This is a genomic window from Streptomyces sp. NPDC014882, assembly GCF_043081325.1.
Classification (GTDB): Bacteria; Actinomycetota; Actinomycetes; order Streptomycetales; family Streptomycetaceae; genus Streptomyces.
In genome coordinates this window covers 248,717-273,955 of record NZ_JBIBWL010000001.1, presented here as the reverse complement: position 1 = coordinate 273,955, position 25,239 = coordinate 248,717, and the positions used below count along the sequence as shown (strand labels likewise).

Sequence of the window (25,239 nt, the reverse complement as noted above, 5' to 3'; positions counted from 1 at the left end):
CTTACCGCTCTCTGGCAATCTCAAGGATGCGGTTCCTCGACTCATCCGGATTCAACGCCACCTGTTCGACCAAGTCCAGCCGTCGACGGAAGTTGGACAGCTGAGTCGGCGAGTCGAAGAAGACCGCACCGATGGGTGAGTCCACCTCGACCGTGTCGAGACGGGAGTTCGCGGCAGCGGCGTACATCATCGCGTCCCCGGCCATGGGAAAACCTTCGGCCGCGAGTGGAATCACCAGCAGCCGGACGTTGGGGCGTTCGCTCTCCTCCAGCAGATGCCTCAACTGGGCCTTGGCCACTTTGTCCCCACCGATCCGAAGGTGAAGCGCGGCCTCGTAGATCAAGCCCACGTACGGTACGGCGAGGTCGCCTGCCACCACGTCATGCCGTGCCAGGCGATGAGCCACACGCAGTTCGACCTCCAGCCGTGGCAACGCGGGGACGAAGAGGTCGAACAGCGCGCGGGCGTGCTCCTCGGTCTGGAACAGGCCGGGGATGTGGGCGGTCTGAAGAGTGCGCAGGCCTGTGGCGTGGTGCTCGAGCTCGGACACGTCCAGAAAGTCCGGCGGGATCTTGCCGCGATAATCGTCCCACCAGCCCCTTGTGCGTCCTCCCGTCATGTCGGCAAGGGCGTCGATCAATGCGCTGTCGTCGCACTCGTAGATGCTTGCCAGTCGGCGTAGACGTTGCACGCTGATGCCGAAGCGGCCCGACTCGATGTTGGAGATCATCGTGCGGTCCACTCCCAGGCGCTCGGCGGCGACAGGGGCGGACATACCGGCAGCGTCACGAAGCCGGCGAAGCTCAGCGCCGAAGCGTCGCTGACGAATTGTGGGTGCGTTTCGTGGGGCCACAGCTCAACTCCTCGTTCGAACGCACAGTTTGGCGATCTCGGCGAGTCAGCGTCCATGAAAACCCTGTAGTTCATCCGTTTTAGTGAATGAGGTAGCACCCGTTTTAAATACGTGGTTAGCCTGTGACTCAGGCCACTCCCTCATGCTCGCTTCGGCGGAAGCGCACCGGGCCTCGCCGTCCATCCGGAAGATGACAGCCGTCCCGGCAGAGACACCGCACGGGGAACGGAGGGGGAACGCGCTGCCACGTCGTGCGCGACTCACATCCGCGCACTCACCGCACGACCTCGCACCAACGGAGGTGCCGCATGACACGTCCCCCCACAGTCCTCACCCCTCACGCCGATGACCCCGAACCCCTTCCGCACCCCGCGCCCCTCCCCTTCACCGCCCCCTGGAGCTACGAGCTCCACTTCCCCTGCGATCCCCGCGCCCCCGGCATCGCCCGCCTCACCCTCCGGGCCGTCCTCACCGCCCACGGCCTCGCCGAACTCGTCGAGCGGGCGGAGCTGTTGACGTCCGAACTCGCGACGAACTCGGTGCGGCACACCAAGGGGCCCGCGTTCGTCCGGCTGCACTGGCTGGACCCCGTGCTCCGTGTCAGCGTCTGGGACATGGCCCCCGACCTGCCGCCGATGGTCTCGTCCCCGGTCGTACCGACGTGCGCCGACGGAGGGCGAGGTCTCCTGATCCTCGACCTGCTCGCGGACCGCTGGGGCGGCTGCGGCACGGGGGAGGGACCGTACGGCCCCGTCGGCAAGACGATCTGGTTCGAACTCGCCCTCACCCCAGGACTTCCGCCGACCCTCGCGGCCTGACCCCCGGAGTCGTCGAGAGCCTATGCATGGAATCCGATCCGTCTCGACGGCAAGTGACAGGCGAGGCCGTGCGCTAAGAACTCCTGGCGGAACGACTCTTTGGGGTCGGTTGCCCCACGCGGGGTGCTATTGGGCAGCATGGGGTGATGGACTTCGACCAGCCGCTGCCTCGCGAGGTGAAGGTCATTGATTCGGCCTCGCTGTTCAGGCTGGAGGAGCGGGCGTGCGGCCTCGGCCTGAGCCAGCGGTTGGATCCGGCGTGGGTGCAGGCGAACGCGGCGTCCGACGGCACCCACTACCTGTGGCCGATCCTGTGGCACAGCCTGTCCCACCGCCCGGACGTTCCACGTCACCTGCGGTGCGAACTGCTGATCGCTCCACGGGAGGGAGGCCACGTGCTGAGCTTGCTGGACGTTATTCCCGACGACTTCACCCCGCTACCAAGGGTGACCTCGCGCGAAGAGGGGGTGCAGGTCAGACGGCTCCTTGGCCAAGCTTCTTCGGTCAGGGAATGGCTACTGCGGAAGGGCGGGGTCTCGGACCTGTTGTGACAGGCGTCCCCAAATGATCCCGCGCACCCCCACAGGGGGCGGAGTCGTCACTGCTCCCGCACCCGCAGGGATGGTCTCCGCTGCCGGACGGTCACGGGCCTCCCCGCTCCGCGAACACTCGCGCAGCGGGGGCGCCGCGTGAAGGTCGGGTCGGGACAGGCATAACACGGGTGCGGATCGTCGGGGCGGCTGTGGCACGGGGGAGGGACCGTACGGCCCCGCCGGCAAGACGAGCTGGTTCGAACTCGCCCTCCCGCCAGGCCCGTCGTCCGGGAGTGATTCCGTGCCCGGGCTCGCCGCTTGACGGGGTGAACGATCCGGAGCGGTGTTCTTGCGCTCAGGGCGGGGAACGCGTCTCGGCCTGGTCGTGTGGACCCGCCGGATTCGGATCATTTGCCTCGACCTCTGGCATATAGAGTCGGAACAGCCGGAGCCGAAGGAGCATCCAATGATCTCGGCAGCAGACAGCCAGGCCCTGCCACCCCAGGACCCTGAGCCGATCCAGGCTCATGTCACGGTCTCGGGCGCGATGGCAGGCGTCCTCCGCGACCTTGCCGCCCTCGACGGACGAACCCCCGAGGCGCTCGCCATCGAATGGGCCGCAGGGAAGCTCGTCATCCCCGAGGGAAGCGTCGGTGACGCGGTCGAGGAGTGGGGGATCTTCGACGGGCCGCCCGACCTGGCAAGTCGCGTCCGCGAATACCTGCGGGGTGGAAGCTCTACGTGACCGAGCCCGTCAACCTCGCCGTTGCCGACACCAGCGTGCTGCTCGCCGCCTTCAACCGTCGCGACGATCGGCACCAGGACGGAATCGATGCCTTCGGGGTGGCCAGGATTCTCGTCCTGTCCCCCCTCGTTCTTGCCGAGCTCGACTACCTCCTTCACCAGCAGGCCTCGGAGAAGGAAGCCGTAGAGGCCGTATCCCGCTTGCGGGCCCTCGTCGGGACGGGTTACGCGCGCGTCCCCGTCGTCGACGGGAAGCTCCTCGGCGAGGCGGAGAAAATCCAGCGTGACTACATGGGGCAGGCGATCGGCCTGACCGATGCCGTCAACGCGTGTCTGGCCTGGCGGCTCCAGCGGCCCACGATTCTGTCCTTCGACAACCACTACCGGATCATCGCTCCACGGCGATCGGGTGAGCAGCCACTGGACGTACAACCCTGACGGAAGCTGCTGGGCCACAGAGGCACCGGTGCCGTAGCCGTCCGGCCAGGAGCTGTGGCGTGGAGCAGCGTGAGGCGCTGTCCCGCCGATGACGGCAACCGATTCCGGTCCCCGGGGAGCCGATACGCGCGCGGGTGACGTGACGGGAAGGACCGCGCCGCCACCCGCGCGTGGACTGCCACGTGTGACCGTCGATCCTACGACGCGAAGAACTCGGCCAGCACCGGCGCCAGCGCGTTCGGGTCCACCATGTGGGTCTGGTCCGCCAGGGTGCGGTAGGTGCCCTCGGGCACGGCCTCCGCGATCGTCTCGGCGGCGCGGCGCAGCCAGGCCGGGCTGGCGGAGCCGGCCAGGGACAGGACCGGGACGGTGATCGAGGAGAGCCGTTCGCGGGGGACCAGGCCGTCGCCCAGGAGGGCGTCGTCGTAGGCCAGGGTGGGGGCGATGGCCTCCATGGCGGGCCACATCGGGGACTGGCGGGCGCCCCGGATCATCTCCTCCGCGAGGCCCGTCAGGCGCAGGAACAGTTCCACCGCGTCCCCGCGGCGGTCCTGCTCCAGTGCCTCCGTCAGATTCCGGGTGTAGGCGGCGTGTTCCCCGGCGCCGCCCTCGGAGAAGTCCGTGTACGGCACCTCGTACACCGCCACCCGGCTCACCGGCAGCCCGGCGGCCGCCGCCTCCAGGGCCAGCGCGCCGCCCGAGGAGACGCCGTACAGGGCCGCCTCCCCGCCCGCCGCCTCGATCAGCGCCGCCAGGTCCTCGACCTCGCGCTCCACCGCGTACGGCGCCGTGTCGCCGCTCCCGCCGCGGCCCCGCCGGTCGTACCAGAGGGCGGTGTGGTGCCGGGCGAGGAGCCCGGCCAGGGGTGCCACCGTGCCGCCCGTCGACATGGCCCCGCTCACCAGGATGACCGCGGGGCCCTGCCCGGCGCGGGTGTACGCGAGGGAGGTGCCGTCACGGGAAAGGGTCTTCTTGTCCATGCCTGTGCAGACTGCCCCAGGACGGGGGAGTTATCGGCCTACGACACTTCCGCTTCGTAGAAGCACAGGTGGTCCCTGATCTGTTCGACGTCCGGCTTCGGGTCGGGGTACGCCCATGCGAGGTCGGGCGCGTCCGGCAGCGACCAGTAGGACGCCGTGCCCTTGAACGGGCAGTGGGTGTGGGTGTCGGAGGGGGTGAGGAGGTCCAGGCGTACGTCCTCCGCGGGGAGGTAGTAGCGCACCGGGCAGCCGGTCTCCCTGAGGATCAGGGGCCGGTCCGTCTCGGCCAGTACCTGGTCCCCGTGGACGACCCGCACGTGCCGGGTGCCCTGCTCGATCGTGATCGTGTGTCCGTCGGCCATACCGGGGACAGCGCTCGCGGGCCGCCGATTCTTCCCGCGTACCGTGGCGGCATGCGCATCTGTGTCTTCCTTTCCGCCGCCGACCTCGACGACCGCTACACCGGACCCGCCCGTGAATTCGCCGAACTGCTCGGCAAGGGCGGGCACACCCTCGTGTGGGGCGGCTCCGACGTCGGGCTGATGAAGGTGGTCGCCGACGGCGTGCAGGAGGCGGGCGGCCGGCTCTGCGGGGTCTCCGTGGGCTTCCTCGCGGCCAGGGCCCGGCCCGGCGCCGACGAGATGGTGATCGCGGACGACCTCGCCGAACGCAAGCGGCTGCTCCTGGAGAAGGCCGACGCGGTGGTGATCATGGTGGGCGGCACCGGGACGCTGGACGAGGCCACCGAGATCCTGGAGCTGAAGAAGCACGGCCACACCGACATGCCCGTCGTCCTGCTGAACACCGCCGGCTTCTACGACGGCCTCAAGGAGCAGTTCCGGCGCATGGAGGACGAGGGGTTCCTGCCCCGGCCCCTCACGGACCTGGTGTTCTTCGCGGAGGAGCCGGTCGGGGCGCTCGCCTACCTCGAGGAGAGCCGGGGCATCGCCTGAGCCGACGGACCGACGGACCGACGGACCGACGGACCGGCGACCGGCGACCGGCGTACCGACGGACCGGCGACCTGCGTACCGGCGTACCGGCGGACGACGGCGACCGGCGGACCTGAGGTGACCGGCGGACCTGCGGTGGTGCGAGCATGGCGGGCATGGCTACTCATGTGATCACCGGGGCGGGCTCCGGCATCGGCGCGGCCGTCGCCCGCCGGCTCCACGCGCGCGGGGACGACCTCGTGCTGCACGCGCGGGACGCGGGGCGGGCGAAGGAACTGGCGGCCGAGTTCCCGGGGGCGCGGACGCTCGTCGGTGACCTCGCGGACCCCGACCGGCTCAGCTGGGCCTTCTCCCACCAGTCGCTGCCGGAGCGGGTGGACTCACTGCTGCACGTCGCCGGCGTGGTCGACCTCGGGCCGGTCGGCGAGCTGACCCCCAAGGCGTGGCGCCACCAGCTCAACGTCAACCTGATCGCCCCCGCCGAACTGACCCGGCACTTCCTGCCGCAGCTGCGGACGGCCCGCGGGCACGTGGTGTTCGTCAACTCCGGGGCGGGGCTGCGGGCGAGCGCCGACTGGTCGGCCTACGCCGCCTCCAAGCACGGGCTGAAGGCGCTGGCGGACTCCCTGCGGGCCGAGGAGCACGGCAACGGGGTGCGGGTCACCTCCGTGTACCCCGGCCGCACCGCCAGCCCCATGCAGGCCAAGGTCCACCAGCAGGAGGGGAAGTCCTACGACCCCGGGGAGTGGATCGACCCCGAGTCGGTCGCGACGACGATCCTCATGGCGGTCGACCTGCCGCGGGACGCGGAGGTCAACGACCTGACGGTGCGTCCGGGCCGGTAGCGGGGGCGCGGCGGGGCCTCCCCGCCGCGGGGGTGTGTGGGGGCGCACCCGGAGTACGTAGGCTTCCGTCCGTGAACGCACACTTCAGGTTCGGGCCCGCCACGGGGATCGGTTCGATGCCCGGCGGTGACGCCAGGGAGGCCGCCAGGACGGTCGCCGGGTCCTTCGAGGACCTCCCCTTCCTCGCCGAACTGCCCGGCAGGGGCCCCGGCGCCGACATGATCGGCCGCACCGCCGGGATGCTCGTCGAGCTGTACGCGCGCGTGGAGCCCAGCGGCTGGCGCCTCGGCGACCGGCCCGGCCGGGACACCCGGCGGGCGGTGTCCTGGCTGCGGGAGGACCTCGACGCCCTGGAGGAGGCCACCCAGGGCTTCGAGGGGCAGCTGAAGGTGCAGGCCGTCGGCCCGTGGAGTCTCGCCGCCGCCCTGGAGCTGCGGGGCGGCGAGGCCGCCCTCTCCGACCCCGGCGCCTGCCGCGACCTCGCCGCCTCCCTCGCGGAGGGCCTGCGCCTGCACCTCGCCGAGGTGCGGCGCCGGGTCCCGGGCGCCCAGGTCGTCCTCCAGCTCGACGAGCCCTCCCTCACCGCCGTGCTGCGCGGCCGCGTCCGGTCCGCCAGCGGCTACCGCACGTACCGCGCCGTGGACCGCCAGGTCGTCGAGGCCACGCTCCGCGAGACCGTGGACGTGCACGGCGGCGGCCCCGTCGTGGTGCACTCGTGCGCGCCGGACGTCCCGTTCGCCCTGCTGCGCCGGGCCGGTGCGGCGGCCGTCTCGTTCGACTTCTCGCTCCTCACCGAACGTGACGACGAGGCGATCGGCGAGGCGGTGGAGGCGGGTACCCGGCTGTTCGTCGGTGTCGTGCCGGGCACGGACACCGCGTTGTCGGACCCTGCCGGTAGCGTCATGGGTGTCAGGACGCTGTGGCGCAGGCTGGGACTGCGACCGGACCTCCTCGCGGAGGCCGTGACGGTCACTCCGGCGTGCGGCCTCGCGGGGGCCTCCCCCGCGTACGCGCGGCAGGCCCTCGCCCACTGCGTCCGGGCGGCGAGATCCCTCGCGGACAACCCAGAGTAACGGGAGGACCACACGGTGGCCGGCGACAGGCAAGCGGAGACGGCGGTGCCCACGGAGGCGCGGGAGCAGCACGCGCAGCTCGCCGAGCAGATCGAGGAGCACCGCTTCCGGTACTACGTGAAGGACGCCCCCGTCGTCAGCGACGCGGAGTTCGACCGCCTGCTGCGCTCGCTGGAGGCGCTGGAGGAGCGGTACCCCGGGCTGCGCACCCCCGACTCGCCCACCCAGAAGGTCGCCGGCGCGTACGAGACGGAGTTCACCGCCGTCCAGCACCGCGAGCGCATGCTCTCGCTGGACAACGCCTTCGACGACCTGGAGCTGGCCGCCTGGGCCGAGCGCGTCCACAAGGACGTCGGCGCCTCCGCGTACCACTTCCTGTGCGAGCTGAAGGTCGACGGCCTCGCCGTCAACCTGACGTACGAGAACGGCCGGCTCACCCGCGCGGCCACCCGCGGCGACGGCCGCACGGGCGAGGACATCACGCCCAACGTGCGCACCATCGCGGACATCCCCGACCGGCTGACCGGCGACGGCGTCCCCTCCCTCGTCGAGATCCGCGGCGAGGTCTACTTCCCGATGGAGAAGTTCGAGGAGCTGAACGCCCGTCTGGTCGAGGCCGGCGACAAGCCCTTCGCCAACCCGCGCAACGCGGCGGCCGGTTCCCTGCGCCAGAAGGACCCGCGCGTCACCGCGGGCCGCCCCCTGCACATGGTGGTCCACGGCATCGGCGCCCTGGAGGGGTACGAGGGCCTCGTCCGCCTCTCCGAGGCGTACGACCTCCTCAAGTCCTGGGGCCTGCCCACCTCCCGGCACAACAAGGTGGTCGACGGCCTCGACGGCGTACGGGAGTTCATCGCGTACTACGGCGAGAACCGGCACTCCGTGGAGCACGAGATCGACGGAGTCGTCGTCAAGCTCGACGAGATCCGGCTCCAGGGGCGGCTCGGCTCCACGGCCCGCGCGCCGCGCTGGGCGATCGCCTACAAGTACGCGCCGGAGGAGGTCAACACCAAGCTCGTCAACATCCGCGTCGGCGTGGGCCGCACCGGCCGCGTCACGCCGTACGCGCAGGTCGAGCCGGTGACCGTGGCCGGTTCCGAGGTCGAGTTCGCGACCCTGCACAACCAGGACGTGGTCAAGGCCAAGGGCGTCCTCATCGGCGACACCGTGGTGCTGCGCAAGGCGGGTGACGTCATCCCGGAGATCCTCGGACCGGTCGCCGACCTGCGGGACGGCAGCGAGCGCGCGTTCGTGATGCCGTCCGAGTGCCCCGAGTGCGGCACACCGCTGCGGCCGATGAAGGAGGCCGACGTCGACCTGCGGTGCCCCAACGCCCGTACGTGCCCCGCCCAGTTGCGCGAACGGCTCTTCTACCTGGCGGGCCGCAGGGCCCTGGACATCGACCACTTCGGGTACGTCGCCGCCGTGGCCCTCACCAAGCCGCTGGAGCCCGCGGAGCCGCCGCTCGCCGACGAGGGCGACCTGTTCGACCTCACCGTCGAGCAGCTGCTGCCGATCAAGGCGTACGTCCTCGACCAGGACAGCGGTCTGCCCAAGCGGGACCCGAAGACCGGCGAGGAGAAGATCGCCACCGTCTTCGCCAACCAGCAGGGCGAGCCGAAGAAGAACGCGCTCGCCATGCTGGAGACCATCGCGGCCGCCAAGGAGCGCCCGCTGGCCCGCGTCCTCACCGGACTGTCCATCCGGCACGTGGGTCCGGTCGCGGCCGAGGCGCTGGCCCGCGAGTTCCGCTCCATCGACCGCATCGAACAGGCGACCGAGGAGGAACTGGCCGGCACCGAAGGCGTCGGCCCGACCATCGCGGCCTCCCTCAAGGAGTGGTTCGCCGAGGACTGGCACCGCGAGATCCTCCGCAAGTGGAAGGCCGCCGGCGTCCGCATGGAGGAGGAGGGCTCCGGCGAGGACGAGGGACCGCGGCCGCTGGAGGGCCTCACCGTCGTGGTCACCGGCACCCTGGAGCACTTCACCCGGGACGGCGCCAAGGACGCCCTGCAGAGCCGCGGGGCGAAGGTGACCGGATCGGTGTCGAAGAAGACCTCGTTCGTCGTCGTGGGTGACAGCCCCGGATCGAAGTACGACAAGGCGGTGCAGCTCAAGGTGCCGGTGCTGGACGAGGACGGCTTCACGGTCCTGCTCGAACAGGGGCCGCAGGCGGCCGCCGAAGCCGCCCTGCCGGCCGACGGGTCGTGAGGACCGGCGGCCGAAGACCACCCGATCGGCGCATATCGGATGCTTACGGGTGCCGGGGGCGCATTCGGGCGACCGTCGACGACCGCTGCCCGTGGAAGCCTTCCGCGGCCTACTGTTGAGAAACGCGCCCGCCGTGCCCCGCCGCGGTCGGGCGTCCCCCGCTCCTGACGAGCGGGGCAAGGGTCTTCCGACGCGGCGCCCGCGCAAGGCCGTCGGGCAGCGGACCGCGTGGCGTGGGCACCGCCGGCTGTGAGAGGGACGGGAATGGAACCGACCGAGAGCGCCGCCCCGGACACTGGGCTGCCCCGGCGCCGGGTCACCGACGCCTGGTGGGGCGGCCGGTGGGTGGCGTGGTCAGAGCGGCCCCCGGGCGGACCGGCCCGCGCCGGCGACCCGCTCACCCGGACGGACCCGCGTGCCCCCGCCGCGTTCCCGCCCGGCCCCGACGCCTCCGGCCCGTACGGCGCCGTCCCCTCCGGACCGTACGGGGCCGACGCGGAACGGCACCCGTCCTGGCCCGCGCTGCCGGCGGCCGTCGTCGCGACCGCCGGGTTCGCCCTGGGCGCCGCCTTCTACCGGGCCTTCACCAGCAGCCACGCGCTGTTCCCGTCCGGCACCGTCGGCTGGTCGCTGGCCGTGCTGACCGGCGTCGTCGTCGGCCACCTCGTCATGCTGGGCCGGGCCCGCTGGTGGGGCGGCACCGGCTCCGGAGCCGCCCTCACCCTCGCCGTCCTGCTGCTCTACGGCTGGCTGCCCGCCGGTCTGGTCAGCCTCACCGTCGTCGTCCTGGTCGGCATAGCCCGCCGCCACCGCTGGCGGCAGGGTGTACTCCACGGCGCGGTGGACATCCTCGGCATCGGCACGGGCGCGCTGCTGCTCGCCGCGTGCGGGCCGGTGCCGTCCGTCGAGCGGCCCTGGACCCCCGACACCTGGACGCTCTCCACCGCGCCCCAGGTGGCGCTGGTCGCCGTCGCCTACCTCGCCGTCACCCGCGTCCTGCTCTGGTACCTGCACACGCCCCGCACCGGCGGGCTGCCCACCGTCGCCCGTACGGCCCTGTTCAGACAGAGCCTGGTCGCCGTCGCCCTGCTGGGCATAGCCCCGCTGGTGTGCGTCGTCGCCGTGGCCGAACCGATTCTGCTGCCGCTGTTCGCCATCCCGCTCATCGCCCTCGACTCCACGCTGTGGATGGCCCGCGCCCGCGCCGAGGAGCAGTTGCGCGACCCGCTCACCGGACTGCCCAACCGGCAGTGGCTCGGGGAGCGGATCTGGACCGCCCTCGACGACGCCGAACGCATCGGCGCCCGCGCGGCGCTCATGCTGATCGACCTCGACCGGTTCCGGTCGGTCAACGACACGCTCGGTCATCTCGCCGGGGACCGGCTGCTGCTCCAGATAGCCGACCGGCTCCGGCTGGCCCTCCCGCGCGGGGCCGAGGTCGCGCGGCTCGGCGGCGACGAGTTCGCCGTCTTACTGCCCGTCGCCGACTCCACGACCTCCGCGACCCGCGTCGCCCGCGCACTCGTCGCCGGCCTCGGCTCACCGCTCGACCTCGACGGGCTCACCCTCGTCCTGGAGGCCAGCGCCGGAGTTGCCGTCTTCCCCGACCACGCGCTCGACGCGGAGGGGCTGCTGCGGCGGGCGGACGTGGCGATGTACCAGGCCAAACGCGACCGTACGGGAGTCGAGGTCTACGAGTCCAAGCGCGACTCCAACACCCCCGACCGGCTCGGTCTGCTCGGCGACCTGCGCCGCGCGCTCGACGCGCACGAGGTCCAGCTCCACTACCAGCCCAAGGTCCGCTTCGACGGACAGGTCGCCGGGCTCGAGGCACTGGTGCGGTGGGTGCACCCCGAGCGGGGGAAGGTGCCGCCGGACGAGTTCATAGCGATCGCCGAGTCCTCCGGACTGATGCCCCACCTCACCGAGTACGTGCTGGACACGGCCCTCGCCCAGGTCGCCCGGTGGCGCGCCCAGGGCCTGCACGTGCCCGTCGCCGTCAACGTCTCCCCGCGCGACGTGCACACCCCCGGCTTCGCCGGCTCCGTCGCGGCCCGGCTCGCCCGGCACGGGGTGCCCGCGGCGGCGCTCCAGCTCGAGATCACCGAGCACGTCCTCCTGGAGGACCCCCAGCGCGCCGCCGACACCCTCAACGCGCTCACCGGGCACGGCGTGAAGATGTCCCTCGACGACTTCGGCACCGGCTACTCCTCGCTGGTCCACCTGCGGCGCCTGCCGGTGAGCGAGCTGAAGATCGACCGGTCCTTCGTGGCCCGGCTGGCGGTGGACACCGAGGACGCGGAGATCGTGCGCTGCACGGTCGACCTCGCGCATTCCCTCGGGCTGCTCGTGGTCGCGGAGGGCGTCGAGGACGACGAGACGTGGGAGCGGCTGCGCGACCTCGGCTGCGACGCCGTGCAGGGGTGGCTGGTCGCGGCGGCGATGCCCCCGGAGGAGACCACCGCGTGGCTGCGGGCCCGCGGGGCGCGGGGCTGGCAGCGGCCCGCGGCGGCGGCGCTGCCCGCGGCGTCCGAGGAGTGATCGCCCGCCCGCACGCCCGCACGCCCGCCCGCCCGCCCGCCCGCCCGCACGCCCGCCCGCCCGCCCGCACGCCCGGCCGTCCGCCCGGCCGAGCGAGGGCGCCTCTTCCCGGTGGCGCTGCCCCGCCGTCGGCGTCCTCGCGCGGTGACTCGAAGGCCGGGACGAAGCCGCGACGAGGGCGGCGGCGAGGGCCGCCCGGCAAACCGTTTAACGGGGACGCGCCGCCGCCCCATAGGATTGGACCCCAAAGCACACTCACTCACCCCCAGAGGAACGCTGCATGCCTGGCATCACGCGCGAGGAGGTCGCCCACCTCGCCCGGCTGGCGCGTCTGGAGCTGAAGCCCGAAGAGCTCGACCACTTCGCGGGACAGCTGGACGACATCATCGGCGCGGTCGCCCGCGTCAGCGAGGTCGCCGACCAAGACGTACCGCCGACCTCGCACCCGCTCCCGCTGACCAACGTCATGCGCGCGGACGAGGTCCGTCCGTCGCTCACCCCCGAGCAGGCGCTCTCCGGCGCCCCGGCCCAGGAGCAGCAGCGTTTCAAGGTGCCGCAGATCCTGGGGGAGGACTAACCGCAATGACGGCCAAGAACATCGAACACTGCATCAAGCTCACCGCGGCCGAGATCGCCGCGAGGATCGCCTCCGGCGACCTCACGGCCGTGGAGGTCACCGAGGCCCACCTGGCCCGCATCGAGGCCGTCGACGAGAAGGTGCACGCCTTCCTGCACGTCGACCGCGAGGGCGCGCTGGCCCAGGCCCGCGCCGTCGACGAGAAGCGGGCCCGCGGCGAGAAGCTCGGCCCGCTCGCCGGCGTCCCCCTGGCGCTCAAGGACATCTTCACCACCGAGGGCATCCCGACGACCGTCGGTTCGAAGATCCTCGAGGGCTGGATCCCGCCGTACGACGCGACGCTCACCAAGCGGCTGAAGGCCGCCGACGTGGTGATCCTCGGCAAGACCAACATGGACGAGTTCGCCATGGGGTCCTCGACGGAGAACAGCGCGTTCGGCCCCACCGGCAACCCCTGGGACCTCACCCGCATCCCCGGCGGCTCCGGCGGCGGTTCCTCCGCCGCCCTCGCCTCCTACGAGGCCCCCCTCGCCATCGGCACCGACACCGGCGGCTCCATCCGCCAGCCGGCCGCCGTCACCGGCACGGTCGGCGTGAAGCCGACGTACGGCGCGGTGTCCCGCTACGGCATGGTCGCCTTCTCCTCCTCCCTCGACCAGGGCGGGCCCTGCGCCCGCACGGTCCTGGACGCGGCCCTGCTGCACGAGGTGATCGCCGGGCACGACCCGCTGGACTCGACGTCGATCGACGCCCCCGTCCCGCCGGTCGTCGAGGCCGCCCGCAACGGCAGCGTGGCGGGCATGCGCGTCGGCGTCGTCAAGCAGTTCCGCGGCGAGGGCTACCAGGCCGGCGTCATCCAGCGGTTCGACGAGTCCGTCGCGCTGCTGAGGGAACTGGGCGCCGAGATCGTCGAACTGGACTGCCCGTCCTTCGACCTGGCGCTGTCGGCGTACTACCTGATCGCGCCCTCGGAGTGCTCCTCCAACCTCGCCCGCTTCGACGGCCTGCGCTACGGCGTCCGCACCGGCGACGACGGCACGCGCTCCGCCGAGGACGTGACCTCCCTCACCCGTGAGGCGGGCTTCGGCCCCGAGGTCAAGCGCCGCATCATGCTCGGCACGTACGCCCTGTCGAGCGGCTACTACGACGCCTACTACGGCTCCGCCCAGAAGGTCCGCACGCTCATCACGCGCGACTTCGAGAAGGCCTTCGAGCAGGTCGACGTGATCGTCTCGCCGACCACGCCCACCACCGCCTTCCCGATCGGCGAGCGCGCCGACGACCCGATGGCGATGTACCTGGCCGACCTGTGCACCATCCCCACCAACCTGGCGGGCAACGCGGCCATGTCGCTGCCCTGCGGTCTCGCCCCCGAGGACGGCCTCCCCGTCGGCCTCCAGATCATCGCCCCGGCGCTGAAGGACGACAGGCTGTACAAGGTCGGCGCCGCCGTCGAGGCCGCCTTCGTGGAAAAGTGGGGGCACCCGCTGCTCGAGGAGGCTCCGTCGCTGTGAGCAAGACACTGTCCAAGGCCAAGGGCTTCAAGAAGTCCAAGTCCGGTCTCTACGTCTCGATGGCCACGTCGGCCTTCGGCGCGATCGGCGTCGTCAAACAGATCAGGAAGGCCCGGACCGACAGCGACACGCTGCGGCTGCTGGACGCCGTCGTGACCGGCGCGGCGGTCGTCACCAACCTGGCCATTCTCTACCGCGAGCTGAAGCGGCTGGGCGACGACGACGTCCTGCTGGGCTGAGAGGGAAGTTTCACCGTGACCATCACGACCGACCTGGTGTCGTACGAGGACGCGCTGGCGTCCTACGACCCCGTCATGGGCCTCGAGGTCCATGTCGAACTCGGCACCAAGACCAAGATGTTCTGCGGCTGTTCGACCGAGCTGGGTGCCGAGCCCAACTCGCAGACCTGCCCGGTCTGCCTCGGGATGCCCGGCGCGCTCCCCGTCGTCAACGCGACCGGCGTCGAGTCCGCGATCAAGATCGGTCTCGCGCTGAACTGCGAGATCGCCGAGTGGTGCCGTTTCGCCCGGAAGAACTACTTCTATCCGGACATGCCGAAGAACTTCCAGACCTCCCAGTACGACGAGCCGATCGCCTTCAACGGCTACCTCGACGTCCAGCTGGAGGACGGCGAGACCTTCCGCGTGGAGATCGAGCGCGCCCACATGGAGGAGGACACCGGCAAGTCGACCCACGTGGGCGGCGCGACCGGCCGCATCCACGGCGCGTCCCACTCCCTGCTGGACTACAACCGCGCCGGCATCCCGCTCATCGAGATCGTCACCAAGCCGATCGAGGGTGCCGGGGAGCGCGCCCCCGAGGTGGCCAAGGCCTACGTCCGTGAGCTGCGCGAGGTCATCAAGGCGCTCGGCGTCTCCGAGGCCCGCATGGAGATGGGCCAGATGCGCTGCGACGTGAACCTGTCGCTGCGCCCGCACGGCACCGAGAAGTTCGGCACCCGCTCGGAGACGAAGAACGTCAACTCGCTGCGGTCCGTGGAGCGTGCGGCCCGCTTCGAGATCCAGCGGCACGCCGCCGTGCTGAACGACGGCGGGACGATCGTCCAGGAGACCCGGCACTTCCACGAGGACACCGGGTCGACGACCTCGGGCCGCGTGAAGGAGGAGGCCGAGGACTACCGGTACTTCCCCGAGCCGGACCTGGTGCCGGTGGCCCCCTCGCGCGCGTGGGTCGAGGAGATCCGCGCCGCCCTGCCCGAACTGCCGCTGGTCCGCCGCAACCGCCTGGTGGCGGAGTGGGGCATCTCGGCCACGGACATGCAGGCCATCCTCAACGCCGGTGCGCTGGACCTGATCGTCGCCACCATCGACGCCGGTGCCGACGCGGCCTCCGCCCGCAAGTGGTGGATGGGCGAACTGGCGCGCAGCGCCAACGAGTCCGGCAAGGCACTGGACGAACTGGCCATCACGCCCGAGCAGGTCGCCCGCGTCACCGAACTGGTGAGCAAGGGCGACCTGAACGACAAGCTGGCCCGTCAGGTCATCGAGGGCGTCCTCGCGGGCGAGGGCACCCCGGACGAGGTCGTCGACCAGCGCGGGCTGAAGGTCGTCTCCGACGACTCGGCGCTCGGCACCGCGGTCGACGAGGCCATCGCCGGCAACCCGGGCGTCGCCGACAAGATCCGCGGCGGCAAGGTGGCCGCGGCCGGCGCCCTGGTCGGCGCGGTCATGAAGGCCACGCGCGGTCAGGCCGACGCGGCCCGCGTCAAGGAGCTGATCCTGGAGAAGCTGGGCGTCAGCGAGGGCTGAGCCCGGACCCCGGTCCCCGAGGGGGATGCGCCGACCTGGGCGCATCCCCCTTCTCCGTCTCCCGGACCGAGGCGCTACGCTCGCCCGCCATGAGTGGACGCACCGATTCCGACACCCGGGACGGCATACGGACCGACGCGACCGAGGCACACGACATGGCCGACATGGACGAGACGGCCGACTCGGCCGAGACGGCCCCTTCCGGCCCGCTCGCCGAGGGCACCGGCGCGGACGGCCCCGACGTCCGGGAACCCGGCGGGCACGACGAGCTTGACGGGTACGACGAGCCCGGCGGGCACGACGAGTCCGGCATGCACGACGAGTCCGACGAGCACGCCGGTGAGGACGCCCGGCGGGCCCGCTGGACGGCGGCCGGCACCGGCGCCCTGCTCACCCTCGCCGGGTTCGCCGCGGCCCTCCTGCGCCTCACCGGTTCCGCCCCGGCCCTGGTGCCCGCCGCCTACGCCCTGGGCGCCGCCGTGTGCGCGCTCGCCGCGCTGCTGGGCTCCCGCGGCCGCACCCGGCGCGCGCTGTGGCTGCTGATCGTCGGGGTGATGGTGATGGCCGTCGGCGACCAGTCGGACTGACGGGGCGCGGGTCCGGCCCGGCAGGCCGGAGCCCCCGGGCCGGAGTTCCCGGGCCGATGCGTGCCGCCCGGATGCGCCGTCGTCGCCCTGTGACTTCCCTCGCAACGCTGTGAACAAGACCACGAACCGCTCAAACGATCATCTATGCCTGCGAGAGTGGCCTCACTTTGCTCATGCGTTCTTTGCGGGCTGTTCCTTTCGTGTGCGGATGTTCCCGGCCAAAGATCCCCATAGTCCCCGGGAGCATGTTTCGTGGCAGCCCTTGCACAATGGTGTGTCCGGCAGCGCCTCGTCGCGGTCCTGCTCTGGCTCCTCGCCCTCGGCGGGACGGCCGCCGCCGCCGTGATCGCGGGATCGTCGTACTCCAACGACTACGACGTCCCCGGCACCGAGTCCGGCCGGGCCGCCCGGCTGCTCGCGGAGGGATTCCCCGGCCTCGGCGGTGACAGCGACACCGTCGTCTGGCGCACCGACGCGGGCACCGTCCGCGCCGCCGCCGTCGAGCAGACCATGACCCGCACCCTCGCGAGGATCGCGGACCTCCCCGGCGTCGCCTCCGTCGCCGGCCCCTACGACGACCAGGGCGCCGACCGGATCAGCGGCGACGGCCGCACGGCGTACGCCACCGTCACCTTCGAGGACGGCGCCGAGAGCATCGACCGGGACGAGGCGTGGGCCGTCGTCGACACCGCCGCGTCGGCGCGGACGGACGGGCTGCGGGTGGAGCTGGGCGGCAGCGCCGTCGCGCTCACCGAGTCCTCCGGCGGGCACCTCGCCGAGGTCGTCGGCGTGGCCGTCGCCGCCGTCGTGCTGTTCCTCGCCTTCGGCTCGCTCGCGGCCTCGCTGCTGCCCATCGCCACCGCCCTGGTCGGCGTCGGCACCGCCTACGCGGGGATCGTGCTGCTCGGGCACGCCATGACCGTCGCCGACTTCGCGCCCATGCTGGGCATGCTCGTCGGCCTCGGCGTCGGCATCGACTACGCGCTGTTCATCGTGACCCGGCACCGGCGCGGCCTCAAACGCGGCCTGCCGGTCGCCGAGGCCGCCGTCAACGCCGTCGCCACCACCGGACGGGCCGTCGTCTTCGCGGGTGCGACCGTGTGCATCGCACTGCTCGGCATGCTCGTCCTGCGCCTGGACTTCCTCAACGGCGTGGCCCTCGCCGCCTCCCTGACCGTCGTCCTGACGGTCGCCGCCTCCGTCACCCTGCTGCCCGCCCTGCTGTCCTTCATCGGCCCGCGCGCCCTCAGCCGCCGCGAACGCCGCCGCCTCGCCGACCACGGGCCCGAGCCCGAGCTGCCGGCCGGCCTCGCCGCCCGCTGGTCGGCGTTCGTGGAGCGCCGGCCCAAGCTGCTCGGCGCGCTGGCCCTCACCGTGATCGCCGGGCTCGCCCTGCCCACGCTCTCCCTCCGCCTCGGCACCTCCGACCAGGGCAACCGCCCCGGCTCCACCACCACCCGCCAGGCCTACGACCTCCTCTCCGAGGGCTTCGGGCCCGGCGTCAACGGCCCGCTGACCCTGGTCACCCGCGTCGGCGGCGCCGAGGACCGGCTCGCCCTGGACAACCTCGACGCCACCCTGCGCGGCACCGAGGGCGTGGCCGCGGTGGCCCCGGTGACCTACGGGGCGGGCGGGAACACCGCGTACCTCACCGTCGTACCGGAGTCCTCGCCGCAGTCGGAACGCACCAGCGACCTCGTCGACCTGCTGCGCGGCGAGGTGCTGCCGCGGGCCGAGACCGGCACCTCCCTCGACGTCCAGGTGGGCGGGGTGACCGCCGGCTACGACGACTTCGCCGAGGTCATCGTCGGAAAGCTGCCGCTGTTCGTCGGCGCCGTCGTCGGCCTCGGCTGCCTGCTGCTCCTGCTCGCCTTCCGCTCCGTCGGCATACCGGTCAAGGCCGCCGTGATGAACGTGGCCGCCGTCGCCGCCGCCTTCGGGGTCGTCGTCATGGTCTTCCAGTGGGGCTGGGGGAGCGAGGCGCTGGGCCTGGGCCGGGCCGGGCCGATCGAGCCCTTCCTTCCCGTGATCATGGTCTCGGTGCTCTTCGGCCTCTCCATGGACTACCAGGTCTTCCTGGTCAGCCGCATGTACGAGGAGTGGCTGGAGACCGGCGACAACCGGCGGGCCGTGCGCGTGGGGCTCGCCGAGACCGGCCGGGTGATCAACTCCGCCGCGGTCATCATGATCTCCGTCTTCCTCGCCTTCGTCCTCAGCGGCGACCGGGTGATCGCCATGTTCGGCATCGCGCTGGCCGCCGCCGTCGCCCTCGACGCGTTCGTCCTGCGCACCCTCCTCGTGCCCGCGCTCATGCACCTGCTCGGCAGCGCCAACTGGTGGCTGCCCCGCTGGCTCGACCGGCGGCTGCCGCGGATCAGCATCGAACCCCCCGAGTGCCGGGCCGCCCATGAGAAGCTCACCGGGGCCGTGGCGGAACCGGAGAGGGAGCGACAGCAGGATGTACACGACACCGCTGGGTGACGGGGCCGAACTGCGGCCCCTGGAGCCCTGGCACGACGAGGAGTTCCTGACGCACCTGGAGCGGGGACGGGAGTTCATCAACCAGTACATCCCGTTCGCCGCCAAGGCCACCGACGTGCCCGGCGCGCGCGAGGTGCTCCAGCGGTACGCCGACATGCGCGCCGCCGACACCGGTGCGCTGCACGGCATCTGGCTGGCGGGCGAGCTGGTCGGCGGCGTGCTCTTCCTGAACTTCGACGCCGCCCAGGCGAACTGCGAGGTCGGCTGCTGGCTCGAGCCCGCCGGAACCGGGCGCGGCCTCGTCACGCGCGCGATGCGGGTGCTCATCGACCACGCCGTCGAGCAGCGCGGCATCCACCGCGTCGAGTGGGTCGCCTCCGCGGGCAACGCGCCCAGCCTCGCCGTGGCCCGGCGGCTCGGTTTCACCCGCGACGGAGTGCGCCGCGAGGCCTTCCCCTACCGCGGGGTGCGCCACGACCTGGAAGTGTGGTCCGTGCTGGCCCCCGAGTGGCGTTCCGCACGCGCGCGTGCCGCTCACAGCGACCGTTGAGGAACCTCTCAGAGAGCGTCCGTACGGTGCGGGGCATGGGAACCAGGACAGCCGACGAGGCCGCCGAGGCGAAGCGCGACGAGAAGACGGTGGACATCACCGCGGAGGACCCGGAGGACGCGGAGGACGCGAAGGTCGGGGCGACGCCGGCCCCCGGGCCCGCCGCCGGTGTGCGGGACGGCGGCGACGGCGAGCACGGCGGCGAGGCCCGCGGCGAGAGCGAGGCCCGCGGCGAGAGCGAGGCCCGCGAGGGGAGCGGCGACGGCGAGGAGGACGGGGACGGCGCCGCCGTCGAGGAGAGCCGCCCGGCCGTCGGCCTGGGCGCCGGCGCCGTCGTCTCGGCCGCGCTCGGCCTGGTGTCGCTCGACGGCGGCTGGATCGGGACCGTCGCCTCCGCGCGCCAGACCCTGGTGGGCCAGCTGGAGACGTCGTCGACCGCGAGCGTCGCCCAGCAGGTCCAGGCCGTCTACGGCGACGCCTGGCGGACCACCGCCCTGTGGGCCGGCCTGTTCGCGCTGGCCGCGCTCGTCACCGGCGTCGTGGTGCTGGCCCGGCCGGCCTTCGGCGCTCCCGGCAGGGTGCGGGCCCCCTGGATCAGGTCCGTCGCCTGGGCGGGCGTCACGCTGGGCGTGATCGGCCTGCTCCTGGCCGTCCTCAAGTACACCGGCGCCCTGCTCGGACTGCCCTCCGCCGGCTGACCCGGCGCGCCGCACGAGGGGTCCCGGTAAGGCCCGTAAGCACCTTACGGGCCTACCGGGGCCCCTTTCCGCGCGTCTAAGGCCCCGCCCGGCCCCGAAGATGCGGAACTCGCCCGATGCGGTGGACCCCCCTGGGCGACGAAGGTCGAGACGTCGAGAGCGCCGCACCGGGCGGCGCCGGCTCCACCGACCTCCAGGGGGACGTCCACCGTGTACCCGTACGAGCTCCAGCAGGCCCGTTCCGCCGAACTGCTCCGCCGCGCCGAGGACGAGCGGCTGGCCCGCGCGGCCGTCCGCGGCCGTCGCGCCGCCCGCCGGGAGGCCGCGGAGCGGGCCGCCCGCACCGCGGTACCCCGGAGCGAACCGCATACCCGCCGCCCCCGCCGGCGCCGGTCCGCCCGGACCGCGTGAGCAGCGGGACACGGCGGGGCGGCCGCACGGGGGGCGGCCGCCCCGCCCCGCCCACGACCGCCGCCGTGCCGGCAACGACACCCGCCGTGCCGGCGACGGCATTCAGCGGACCGGCGCCGTCGGCAACGGACGCGCCGCCGGTCACGACCGCGTGGCAGGTCACGACCGCGCCCCTGATAACCGCTGGGCCCCCCTCGCACCGCCGTGCGATGCTCGCCCCCGTGGAGAACAGGTCCGTCAGCCCCGTCTTCGTCGGCCGCACCGGTGAGTTGGACACCCTGAACGACGCGCTCCGACGCGCCGCCGCGGGGGAGCCGCAGGCCCTGCTGATCGGCGGTGAGGCCGGGGTCGGCAAGACCCGGCTCGTCGAGGAGTTCGCCGCCGCCGCCGACCGCCGGGGAGCCGTCGTCGCGGTCGGCGGCTGTGTCGAGATCGGCGCCGACGGACTGCCCTTCGCCCCGTTCTCCACCGCGCTGCGCGCCCTGCGCCGGGCCCTGCCGGACGACCTGGCCGCCGCCGCGGCCGGCCAGGAGGGGGAACTCGCCCGGCTGCTGCCCGAGGTGGGGGAGACGAGCGGCGGCCGGCACGACGAGGAGAGCATGGCCCGCCTCTTCGAACTCACCGCCCGCCTCCTGGAGCGCGTCGCCGCCGACCGCACCGTCGTGGTGGCCCTGGAGGACCTGCACTGGGCCGACGCCTCCACCCGCCACCTCCTCTCCTACCTGCTGCGCACCCTGCGCACCGGCCGCCTCGTCGTCCTCGCCACCTACCGCTCCGACGACATCCACCGCCGCCACCCGCTGCGCCCCCTGCTCGCCGAACTCGACCGGCTGCGCACCGTCCGCCGCCTCGAACTCGCCCGCCTCACCCGCGAGGAGGTCGGCCGCCAGATCGCCGGCATCCTCGCCGCCGAACCCGATCCCGCCCAGGTCGACGACATCTTCGAACGCTCCGACGGCAACGCCTTCTTCGTCGAGGAACTGGCCGTCGCCGCCCACGAGGGCTGCTGCACCGGCCTCACCGACACCCTGCGCGACCTGCTCCTCGTCCGCGTCGAGGCGTTGCCCGACCATGCCCAGAAGGTCGCCCGGATCGTCGCCGAGGGCGGCTCCACCGTCGAGCACCGGCTGCTGGCCGCCGTCTCCCGGCTCACCGAGGACGACCTCATCGAGGCCCTGCGCGCCGCCGTCGGCGCCAACCTCCTGCTCGCCGCCCCCGGCGGTGACGGCTACCGCTTCCGCCACTCCCTGGTCCGCGAGGCGGTCGGCGACGACCTGCTGCCCGGCGAACGCTCCCGCCTCAACCGCCGCTACGCCGAAGCCCTGGAGGCCGACCCGACGCTGGTGCCCGCCGACGAGCGCGTCACCCGCCTGGCCAGCTACTGGTACCACGCCCACGACCCGGCCAAGGCCCTCCCCGCCGTCCTCGACGCCTCCGTCACCGCCCGCTCCCGCCACGCCTACAGCGAGCAACTGCGGCTCCTGGAACGCGCGATGGAACTCTGGGACGCCGCCCCCGAGGACGTACGGCACCGGCTGCGCCCCCTCGACTACGCCGAGGCCTACCCCGCCTGCGGCTGCGACCCGGACACCACCCCGCTGCGCTACCTCGACCTCATGGCCGAGGCCGCCGTCGCCGGCCGCCTGTGCGGGGAACGCGAACGCGCCCTGAAGATCACCAAGCGGGCGCTGCGCCTCCTGGAGGACGACGACGACCCGCTGCGCACGGCCTGGTTCTGGGTGCAGCGCTCCCGGCTGACGCGCTCGCTGGGCCGTGGCAGCGGCCGGGAGGAACTGACCGTCGCGCAGGACCTGCTGCGCGGCCTGCCGCCCAGCGAGGTGCACGCCGAGGTGCTCACCCACGTCGCCAACTGGTCCATGCTGCACGCCCCCGGACCCGACGCCTACGCCGCCGCCGAGCACGCCGTGGAGTACGCCCGCATGGTCGGCGTCCGCGAGATCGAACTCGACGCCCGCCAGATCCTCGGCGTCCTCATGGTCGACGCCGGCCACGTCGAGCCCGGCCTCACGGAGCTGTACGACGTCAAGGACCAGGCCCTCGCGGAGGACATCCCGTCCGTCGCGCTGAACGCCTACGTCAACCTCCCCTCCGAACTCGAAGCGGTCGGCCGCTCCGGCGAGGCGCTGCCGATCCTGGAGGAGGGCATCACCTACGCGCGACGGCACGGGCTGTCCGAGACGGAGGCCTGGATCTGGGGAAACCTCGCCGAGTCCCTGCTGTCGCTGGGCCGTTGGGACGAGGCGGACCGCGCCTGCGCCGCCGTCGGCCGCATCGGCCAGGGCGTGGGCATCCGGGGCGGCCACGCCTCCCTGCGGGCCGAACTCGCCCTGCACCGGGGCGACCACGCCGAGGCCGGACGCCAACTGGCCGCGGCACAGGAGTTCTTCGGTGCCCACGACCGCGCGCCCCAGCACGACCTCCCCCTCACCCGCCTCGCCATCGCCCTCGCCGCCGTCGAGGGACGCCTCCCCGAGGCCCGCGCCCACCTCACCCGCGTCCTCGACCGGGGCTTCCCGCCCGGCGCCCAGCGGTACGCCTGGCCCCTGCTCCTCACCGTGGCCGCCGCCGAGGGCGACGCCCGCGGCCTGCCCGCCGCCGAACCGGGCCGCGCCGAACTCCTCGAACGCGTCCGGGCGGCCGCGAAGAAGATCGTCGCCGTCGTCCCCGTCTGGCGGGCCCACGAACTCTGGCTGCGCGCCGAACTGCTGCGCGCCGAGGGCCGCGACGGCCCGCCGGACTGGGCGGCGGCGGTCACCGCCTTCGAGACGACGGAGCGCCCCCACGACCTCGCCCGCACCCGCTACCGCCTGGCCGAGGCCCTGCTGACCGAGGGCGGCGACGACGAACGCGACCGCGCCGCCGAGCTGCTCCGCCTCGCCCACGCCGTCGCCGCCCACCTCGGCGCCCGACCGCTCGGTGACGCCGTCGCCCGGCTAGGCCGGCGCGCCCGGCTGCCCCTCACGCCCGGTCCCCGCCCGGCCCCGGCCGCCACCGACCCCGTCGAGGCCCTCGGCCTCACCGGCCGGGAGCGCGACGTCCTGCGCCTGGTCTCGGCCGGCCGCACCAACCGGCAGATCGCCGAGGAACTCTTCATCTCCCCGAAGACGGCGAGCGTGCACGTCTCCAACATCCTGGCCAAGCTCGGCGTCTCCGGACGGGGCGAGGCGGCGGCGGTGGCCCACCGGCTGGAACTCTTCCCGGCCGACGCCCTCCGGGCGCCGTCCGCGGGGTGAGCCGTACCCTGGTGGGAACCGGCAGGGGAGGCGCCGTGTTCACCATGTTCGAGGAACTGTTCGCACCCGGCCGTAAGCACACCCGTGACGAGCAGAACCGCCTGGAGCTGACCCGGGAGGACGTCGGCGACGCCGACCCCGGACACGGGCCGATAGACCTCGGGTCCGGAAAGGTCGTCGTGCGGCCGCCCGATCCCGCGGACGGGGCGGGCGCGACCCCGGCGGCGGAGCCCCGCGGCTGAGAGCGGGCCCGCGGGCGGCCTGACGCCTCAGCTCACCTTCAGCTCCAGGATCCGGTCGTCGCCCTTCTTCGGCGTGCCCCGCCCGTCGGTGTTGCTGGTCGTCACCCACAGCCTGTCGCCGCCCGCCGCCACGACGGTCCGCAGCCTGCCGTACTTCCCCTCCAGGAACGCCTGCGGGGCGGCCGACGCCGCCGTGCCCTTCAGCGGGACGCGCCACAGGCGCTCCCCCCGCAGACCCGCCAGCCACATCGAGCCCCCGGCGTGGGCCACACCGCTGGGCGAGGCCTCGTCGGTGTGCCACTGCGCGACCGGATCGCGGTACTTCGCGTCACCGGACCTGCCCTCGGCCTCCGGCCAGCCGTAGTTGCCGCCCGGCACGATCGCGTTCAGCTCGTCCCAGGTGTTCTGGCCGAACTCGGCGGCGAACAGGCGCTGCTTCGCGTCCCAGGCGAGGCCCTGCACGTTGCGGTGGCCGTACGAGTACACCGGGGAGCCGGGGAAGGGGTTGCCCGCGGCCGGCTCGCCCTCCGGGGTCAGCCGCAGGATCTTGCCGCCCAGCGACCCCTTGTCCTGGGACAGACCCTGCCGGCCGCTCTCGCCGGTGCCCACGTACAGCATCCGGTCCGGGCCGAAGGCGATGCGCCCGCCGTTGTGGATCATGCCCTTGGGGATGCCCCGGAAGACCGTGTCCGGCGCGCCCAGCTGCTCGCCGGCGGGCCGCTCGGCGTCGTACAGCATGCGTACGACGCGGTTGTCGGACGCCGAGGTGAAGTAGGCGTAGACCATGCGGTCCGAGGCGTAGTCCGGGGACAGGGCGATGCCGAGCAGGCCGCCCTCGCCGGCCGCCGAGACGCCCGGCACCTCGCCCAGCTCGGTCTTCTTCCCGCTGCCCGTGTCGACCAGGGTGATCGTCCCCTCGTCGCGGGAGGCCACGAGCAGGCCGCCCTCGGGGAGCGGCGCGAGGCCCCAGGGGGTGGCGAGCCCCTCGGCGACGGTACGCACCACCGCGACCGCGCCCTTCGCGGGCGGGGTCTCCTCGGCGGCCGGCGGGGAGACGGCGGCCGAGGGGCTCGCGGACGGGCTCGGGGCGGCCCCCGGCGGCCCTCCGCCGTCCGAGGAGCAGCCCGCCGTCAGCAGGAGCACACTCGCGGCCAGTACGGCCGTCAC

The 25,239-nt window shown here is 73.0% G+C and carries 24 protein-coding genes; 20 read left to right on the top strand and 4 right to left on the bottom strand.

Translation table 11 applies throughout. The features are described 5' to 3' along the window. Position 1: 1 nt before the first annotated feature. Positions 2 to 853, bottom strand: a complete 852-nt coding sequence (locus tag ACF09K_RS01165) for a helix-turn-helix domain-containing protein (protein WP_392240395.1) — start codon at positions 851 to 853, stop codon at positions 2 to 4. A 308-nt stretch (positions 854 to 1,161) separates the two neighbouring features. Here ACF09K_RS01165 and ACF09K_RS01160 point away from each other — a divergent pair, with 308 nt between their 5' ends. The 4 genes from ACF09K_RS01160 (at position 1,162) to ACF09K_RS01145 (ending at position 3,386) form a co-directional block, all read left to right on the top strand. Then, entirely contained in the window at positions 1,162 to 1,671 is a 510-nt protein-coding gene (locus ACF09K_RS01160; RefSeq protein ID WP_392240394.1) for an ATP-binding protein, read from the top strand. A 146-nt stretch (positions 1,672 to 1,817) separates the two neighbouring features. Then, on the top strand, positions 1,818 to 2,222 hold the full coding sequence (locus ACF09K_RS01155) for a hypothetical protein (RefSeq protein ID WP_392240393.1): 405 nt from the start codon (positions 1,818 to 1,820) through the stop codon (positions 2,220 to 2,222). 448 nt (positions 2,223 to 2,670) lie between these two features. Next, positions 2,671 to 2,949 (top strand): hypothetical protein, encoded by a 279-nt coding sequence (locus ACF09K_RS01150; protein ID WP_392240392.1) that lies wholly within the window; start codon positions 2,671 to 2,673, stop codon positions 2,947 to 2,949. After that, complete coding sequence (locus ACF09K_RS01145) at positions 2,946 to 3,386, top strand: type II toxin-antitoxin system VapC family toxin (protein ID WP_392240391.1); 441 nt, start codon at positions 2,946 to 2,948, stop codon at positions 3,384 to 3,386. Before ACF09K_RS01150 ends, ACF09K_RS01145 begins: the two co-directional genes overlap by 4 nt. 197 nt (positions 3,387 to 3,583) lie before the next feature. Here ACF09K_RS01145 and ACF09K_RS01140 read toward each other — a convergent pair whose 3' ends face one another. Together ACF09K_RS01140 and ACF09K_RS01135 are read right to left on the bottom strand one after the other, a co-directional pair. After that, positions 3,584 to 4,366, bottom strand: a complete 783-nt coding sequence (locus tag ACF09K_RS01140) for an alpha/beta fold hydrolase (protein WP_392240390.1) — start codon at positions 4,364 to 4,366, stop codon at positions 3,584 to 3,586. Positions 4,367 to 4,404: 38 nt separating this feature from the next. Beyond that, a complete protein-coding gene (locus ACF09K_RS01135) occupies positions 4,405 to 4,728 on the bottom strand; it encodes a DUF427 domain-containing protein (RefSeq protein ID WP_392240389.1) in 324 nt (107 codons plus the stop codon). A gap of 51 nt (positions 4,729 to 4,779) precedes the next feature. Between ACF09K_RS01135 and ACF09K_RS01130 the strand changes: the two genes are divergently transcribed. The 16 genes from ACF09K_RS01130 (at position 4,780) to ACF09K_RS01055 (ending at position 24,072) form a co-directional block, all read left to right on the top strand. Next, positions 4,780 to 5,319, top strand: coding sequence for a TIGR00730 family Rossman fold protein (locus ACF09K_RS01130; protein WP_392240388.1), 540 nt, complete (start codon positions 4,780 to 4,782; stop codon positions 5,317 to 5,319). A gap of 146 nt (positions 5,320 to 5,465) precedes the next feature. Continuing rightward, positions 5,466 to 6,164 (top strand): SDR family oxidoreductase, encoded by a 699-nt coding sequence (locus ACF09K_RS01125; protein ID WP_392240387.1) that lies wholly within the window; start codon positions 5,466 to 5,468, stop codon positions 6,162 to 6,164. A gap of 71 nt (positions 6,165 to 6,235) precedes the next feature. Continuing rightward, positions 6,236 to 7,237 (top strand): methionine synthase, encoded by a 1,002-nt coding sequence (locus tag ACF09K_RS01120; RefSeq protein ID WP_392240386.1) that lies wholly within the window; start codon positions 6,236 to 6,238, stop codon positions 7,235 to 7,237. A gap of 15 nt (positions 7,238 to 7,252) precedes the next feature. Continuing rightward, complete coding sequence (gene ligA / locus ACF09K_RS01115) at positions 7,253 to 9,448, top strand: NAD-dependent DNA ligase LigA (RefSeq protein ID WP_392240385.1); 2,196 nt, start codon at positions 7,253 to 7,255, stop codon at positions 9,446 to 9,448. A 264-nt stretch (positions 9,449 to 9,712) separates the two neighbouring features. Beyond that, the gene (locus ACF09K_RS01110; protein WP_392240384.1) at positions 9,713 to 11,989 is read left to right on the top strand and encodes a putative bifunctional diguanylate cyclase/phosphodiesterase; all 2,277 of its coding nucleotides are present in this window, start codon (positions 9,713 to 9,715) and stop codon (positions 11,987 to 11,989) included. Between the two features lie 280 nt (positions 11,990 to 12,269). Then, positions 12,270 to 12,566, top strand: a complete 297-nt coding sequence (gene gatC, locus ACF09K_RS01105) for an Asp-tRNA(Asn)/Glu-tRNA(Gln) amidotransferase subunit GatC (RefSeq protein WP_018531282.1) — start codon at positions 12,270 to 12,272, stop codon at positions 12,564 to 12,566. Between the two features lie 5 nt (positions 12,567 to 12,571). After that, complete coding sequence (gene gatA / locus ACF09K_RS01100; protein ID WP_392240383.1) at positions 12,572 to 14,080, top strand: Asp-tRNA(Asn)/Glu-tRNA(Gln) amidotransferase subunit GatA; 1,509 nt, start codon at positions 12,572 to 12,574, stop codon at positions 14,078 to 14,080. Beyond that, on the top strand, positions 14,077 to 14,319 hold the full coding sequence (locus ACF09K_RS01095; RefSeq protein WP_382793859.1) for a hypothetical protein: 243 nt from the start codon (positions 14,077 to 14,079) through the stop codon (positions 14,317 to 14,319). The genes gatA and ACF09K_RS01095 overlap by 4 nt, the downstream gene beginning before the upstream one ends. 15 nt (positions 14,320 to 14,334) lie before the next feature. After that, positions 14,335 to 15,849: an Asp-tRNA(Asn)/Glu-tRNA(Gln) amidotransferase subunit GatB gene (gene gatB, locus ACF09K_RS01090; RefSeq protein WP_392240382.1), complete on the top strand. Its 1,515-nt coding sequence runs from the start codon at positions 14,335 to 14,337 to the stop codon at positions 15,847 to 15,849. 311 nt (positions 15,850 to 16,160) lie between these two features. After that, positions 16,161 to 16,436 carry a hypothetical protein gene (locus ACF09K_RS01085; protein WP_392240996.1) on the top strand — a complete coding sequence of 92 codons (276 nt, stop codon included), beginning with the start codon at positions 16,161 to 16,163 and terminating at the stop codon, positions 16,434 to 16,436. 252 nt (positions 16,437 to 16,688) lie between these two features. Beyond that, positions 16,689 to 18,917 (top strand): MMPL family transporter, encoded by a 2,229-nt coding sequence (locus tag ACF09K_RS01080; RefSeq protein ID WP_392240381.1) that lies wholly within the window; start codon positions 16,689 to 16,691, stop codon positions 18,915 to 18,917. Beyond that, positions 18,895 to 19,467, top strand: coding sequence for a GNAT family N-acetyltransferase (locus ACF09K_RS01075; RefSeq protein ID WP_392240380.1), 573 nt, complete (start codon positions 18,895 to 18,897; stop codon positions 19,465 to 19,467). The genes ACF09K_RS01080 and ACF09K_RS01075 overlap by 23 nt, the downstream gene beginning before the upstream one ends. A gap of 35 nt (positions 19,468 to 19,502) precedes the next feature. Beyond that, positions 19,503 to 20,165, top strand: a complete 663-nt coding sequence (locus tag ACF09K_RS01070) for a hypothetical protein (protein WP_392240379.1) — start codon at positions 19,503 to 19,505, stop codon at positions 20,163 to 20,165. 210 nt (positions 20,166 to 20,375) lie between these two features. Next, on the top strand, positions 20,376 to 20,576 hold the full coding sequence (locus ACF09K_RS01065) for a hypothetical protein (protein WP_392240378.1): 201 nt from the start codon (positions 20,376 to 20,378) through the stop codon (positions 20,574 to 20,576). Between the two features lie 209 nt (positions 20,577 to 20,785). Continuing rightward, a complete protein-coding gene (locus ACF09K_RS01060) occupies positions 20,786 to 23,830 on the top strand; it encodes an AAA family ATPase (protein WP_392240377.1) in 3,045 nt (1,014 codons plus the stop codon). A gap of 44 nt (positions 23,831 to 23,874) precedes the next feature. Then, positions 23,875 to 24,072 (top strand): DUF6191 domain-containing protein, encoded by a 198-nt coding sequence (locus ACF09K_RS01055; RefSeq protein ID WP_392240994.1) that lies wholly within the window; start codon positions 23,875 to 23,877, stop codon positions 24,070 to 24,072. A gap of 27 nt (positions 24,073 to 24,099) precedes the next feature. On the opposite strand, the gene ACF09K_RS01050 is transcribed toward ACF09K_RS01055, so the two are convergent. Beyond that, positions 24,100 to 25,239, bottom strand: coding sequence for a PQQ-dependent sugar dehydrogenase (locus tag ACF09K_RS01050; RefSeq protein ID WP_392240376.1), 1,140 nt, complete (start codon positions 25,237 to 25,239; stop codon positions 24,100 to 24,102).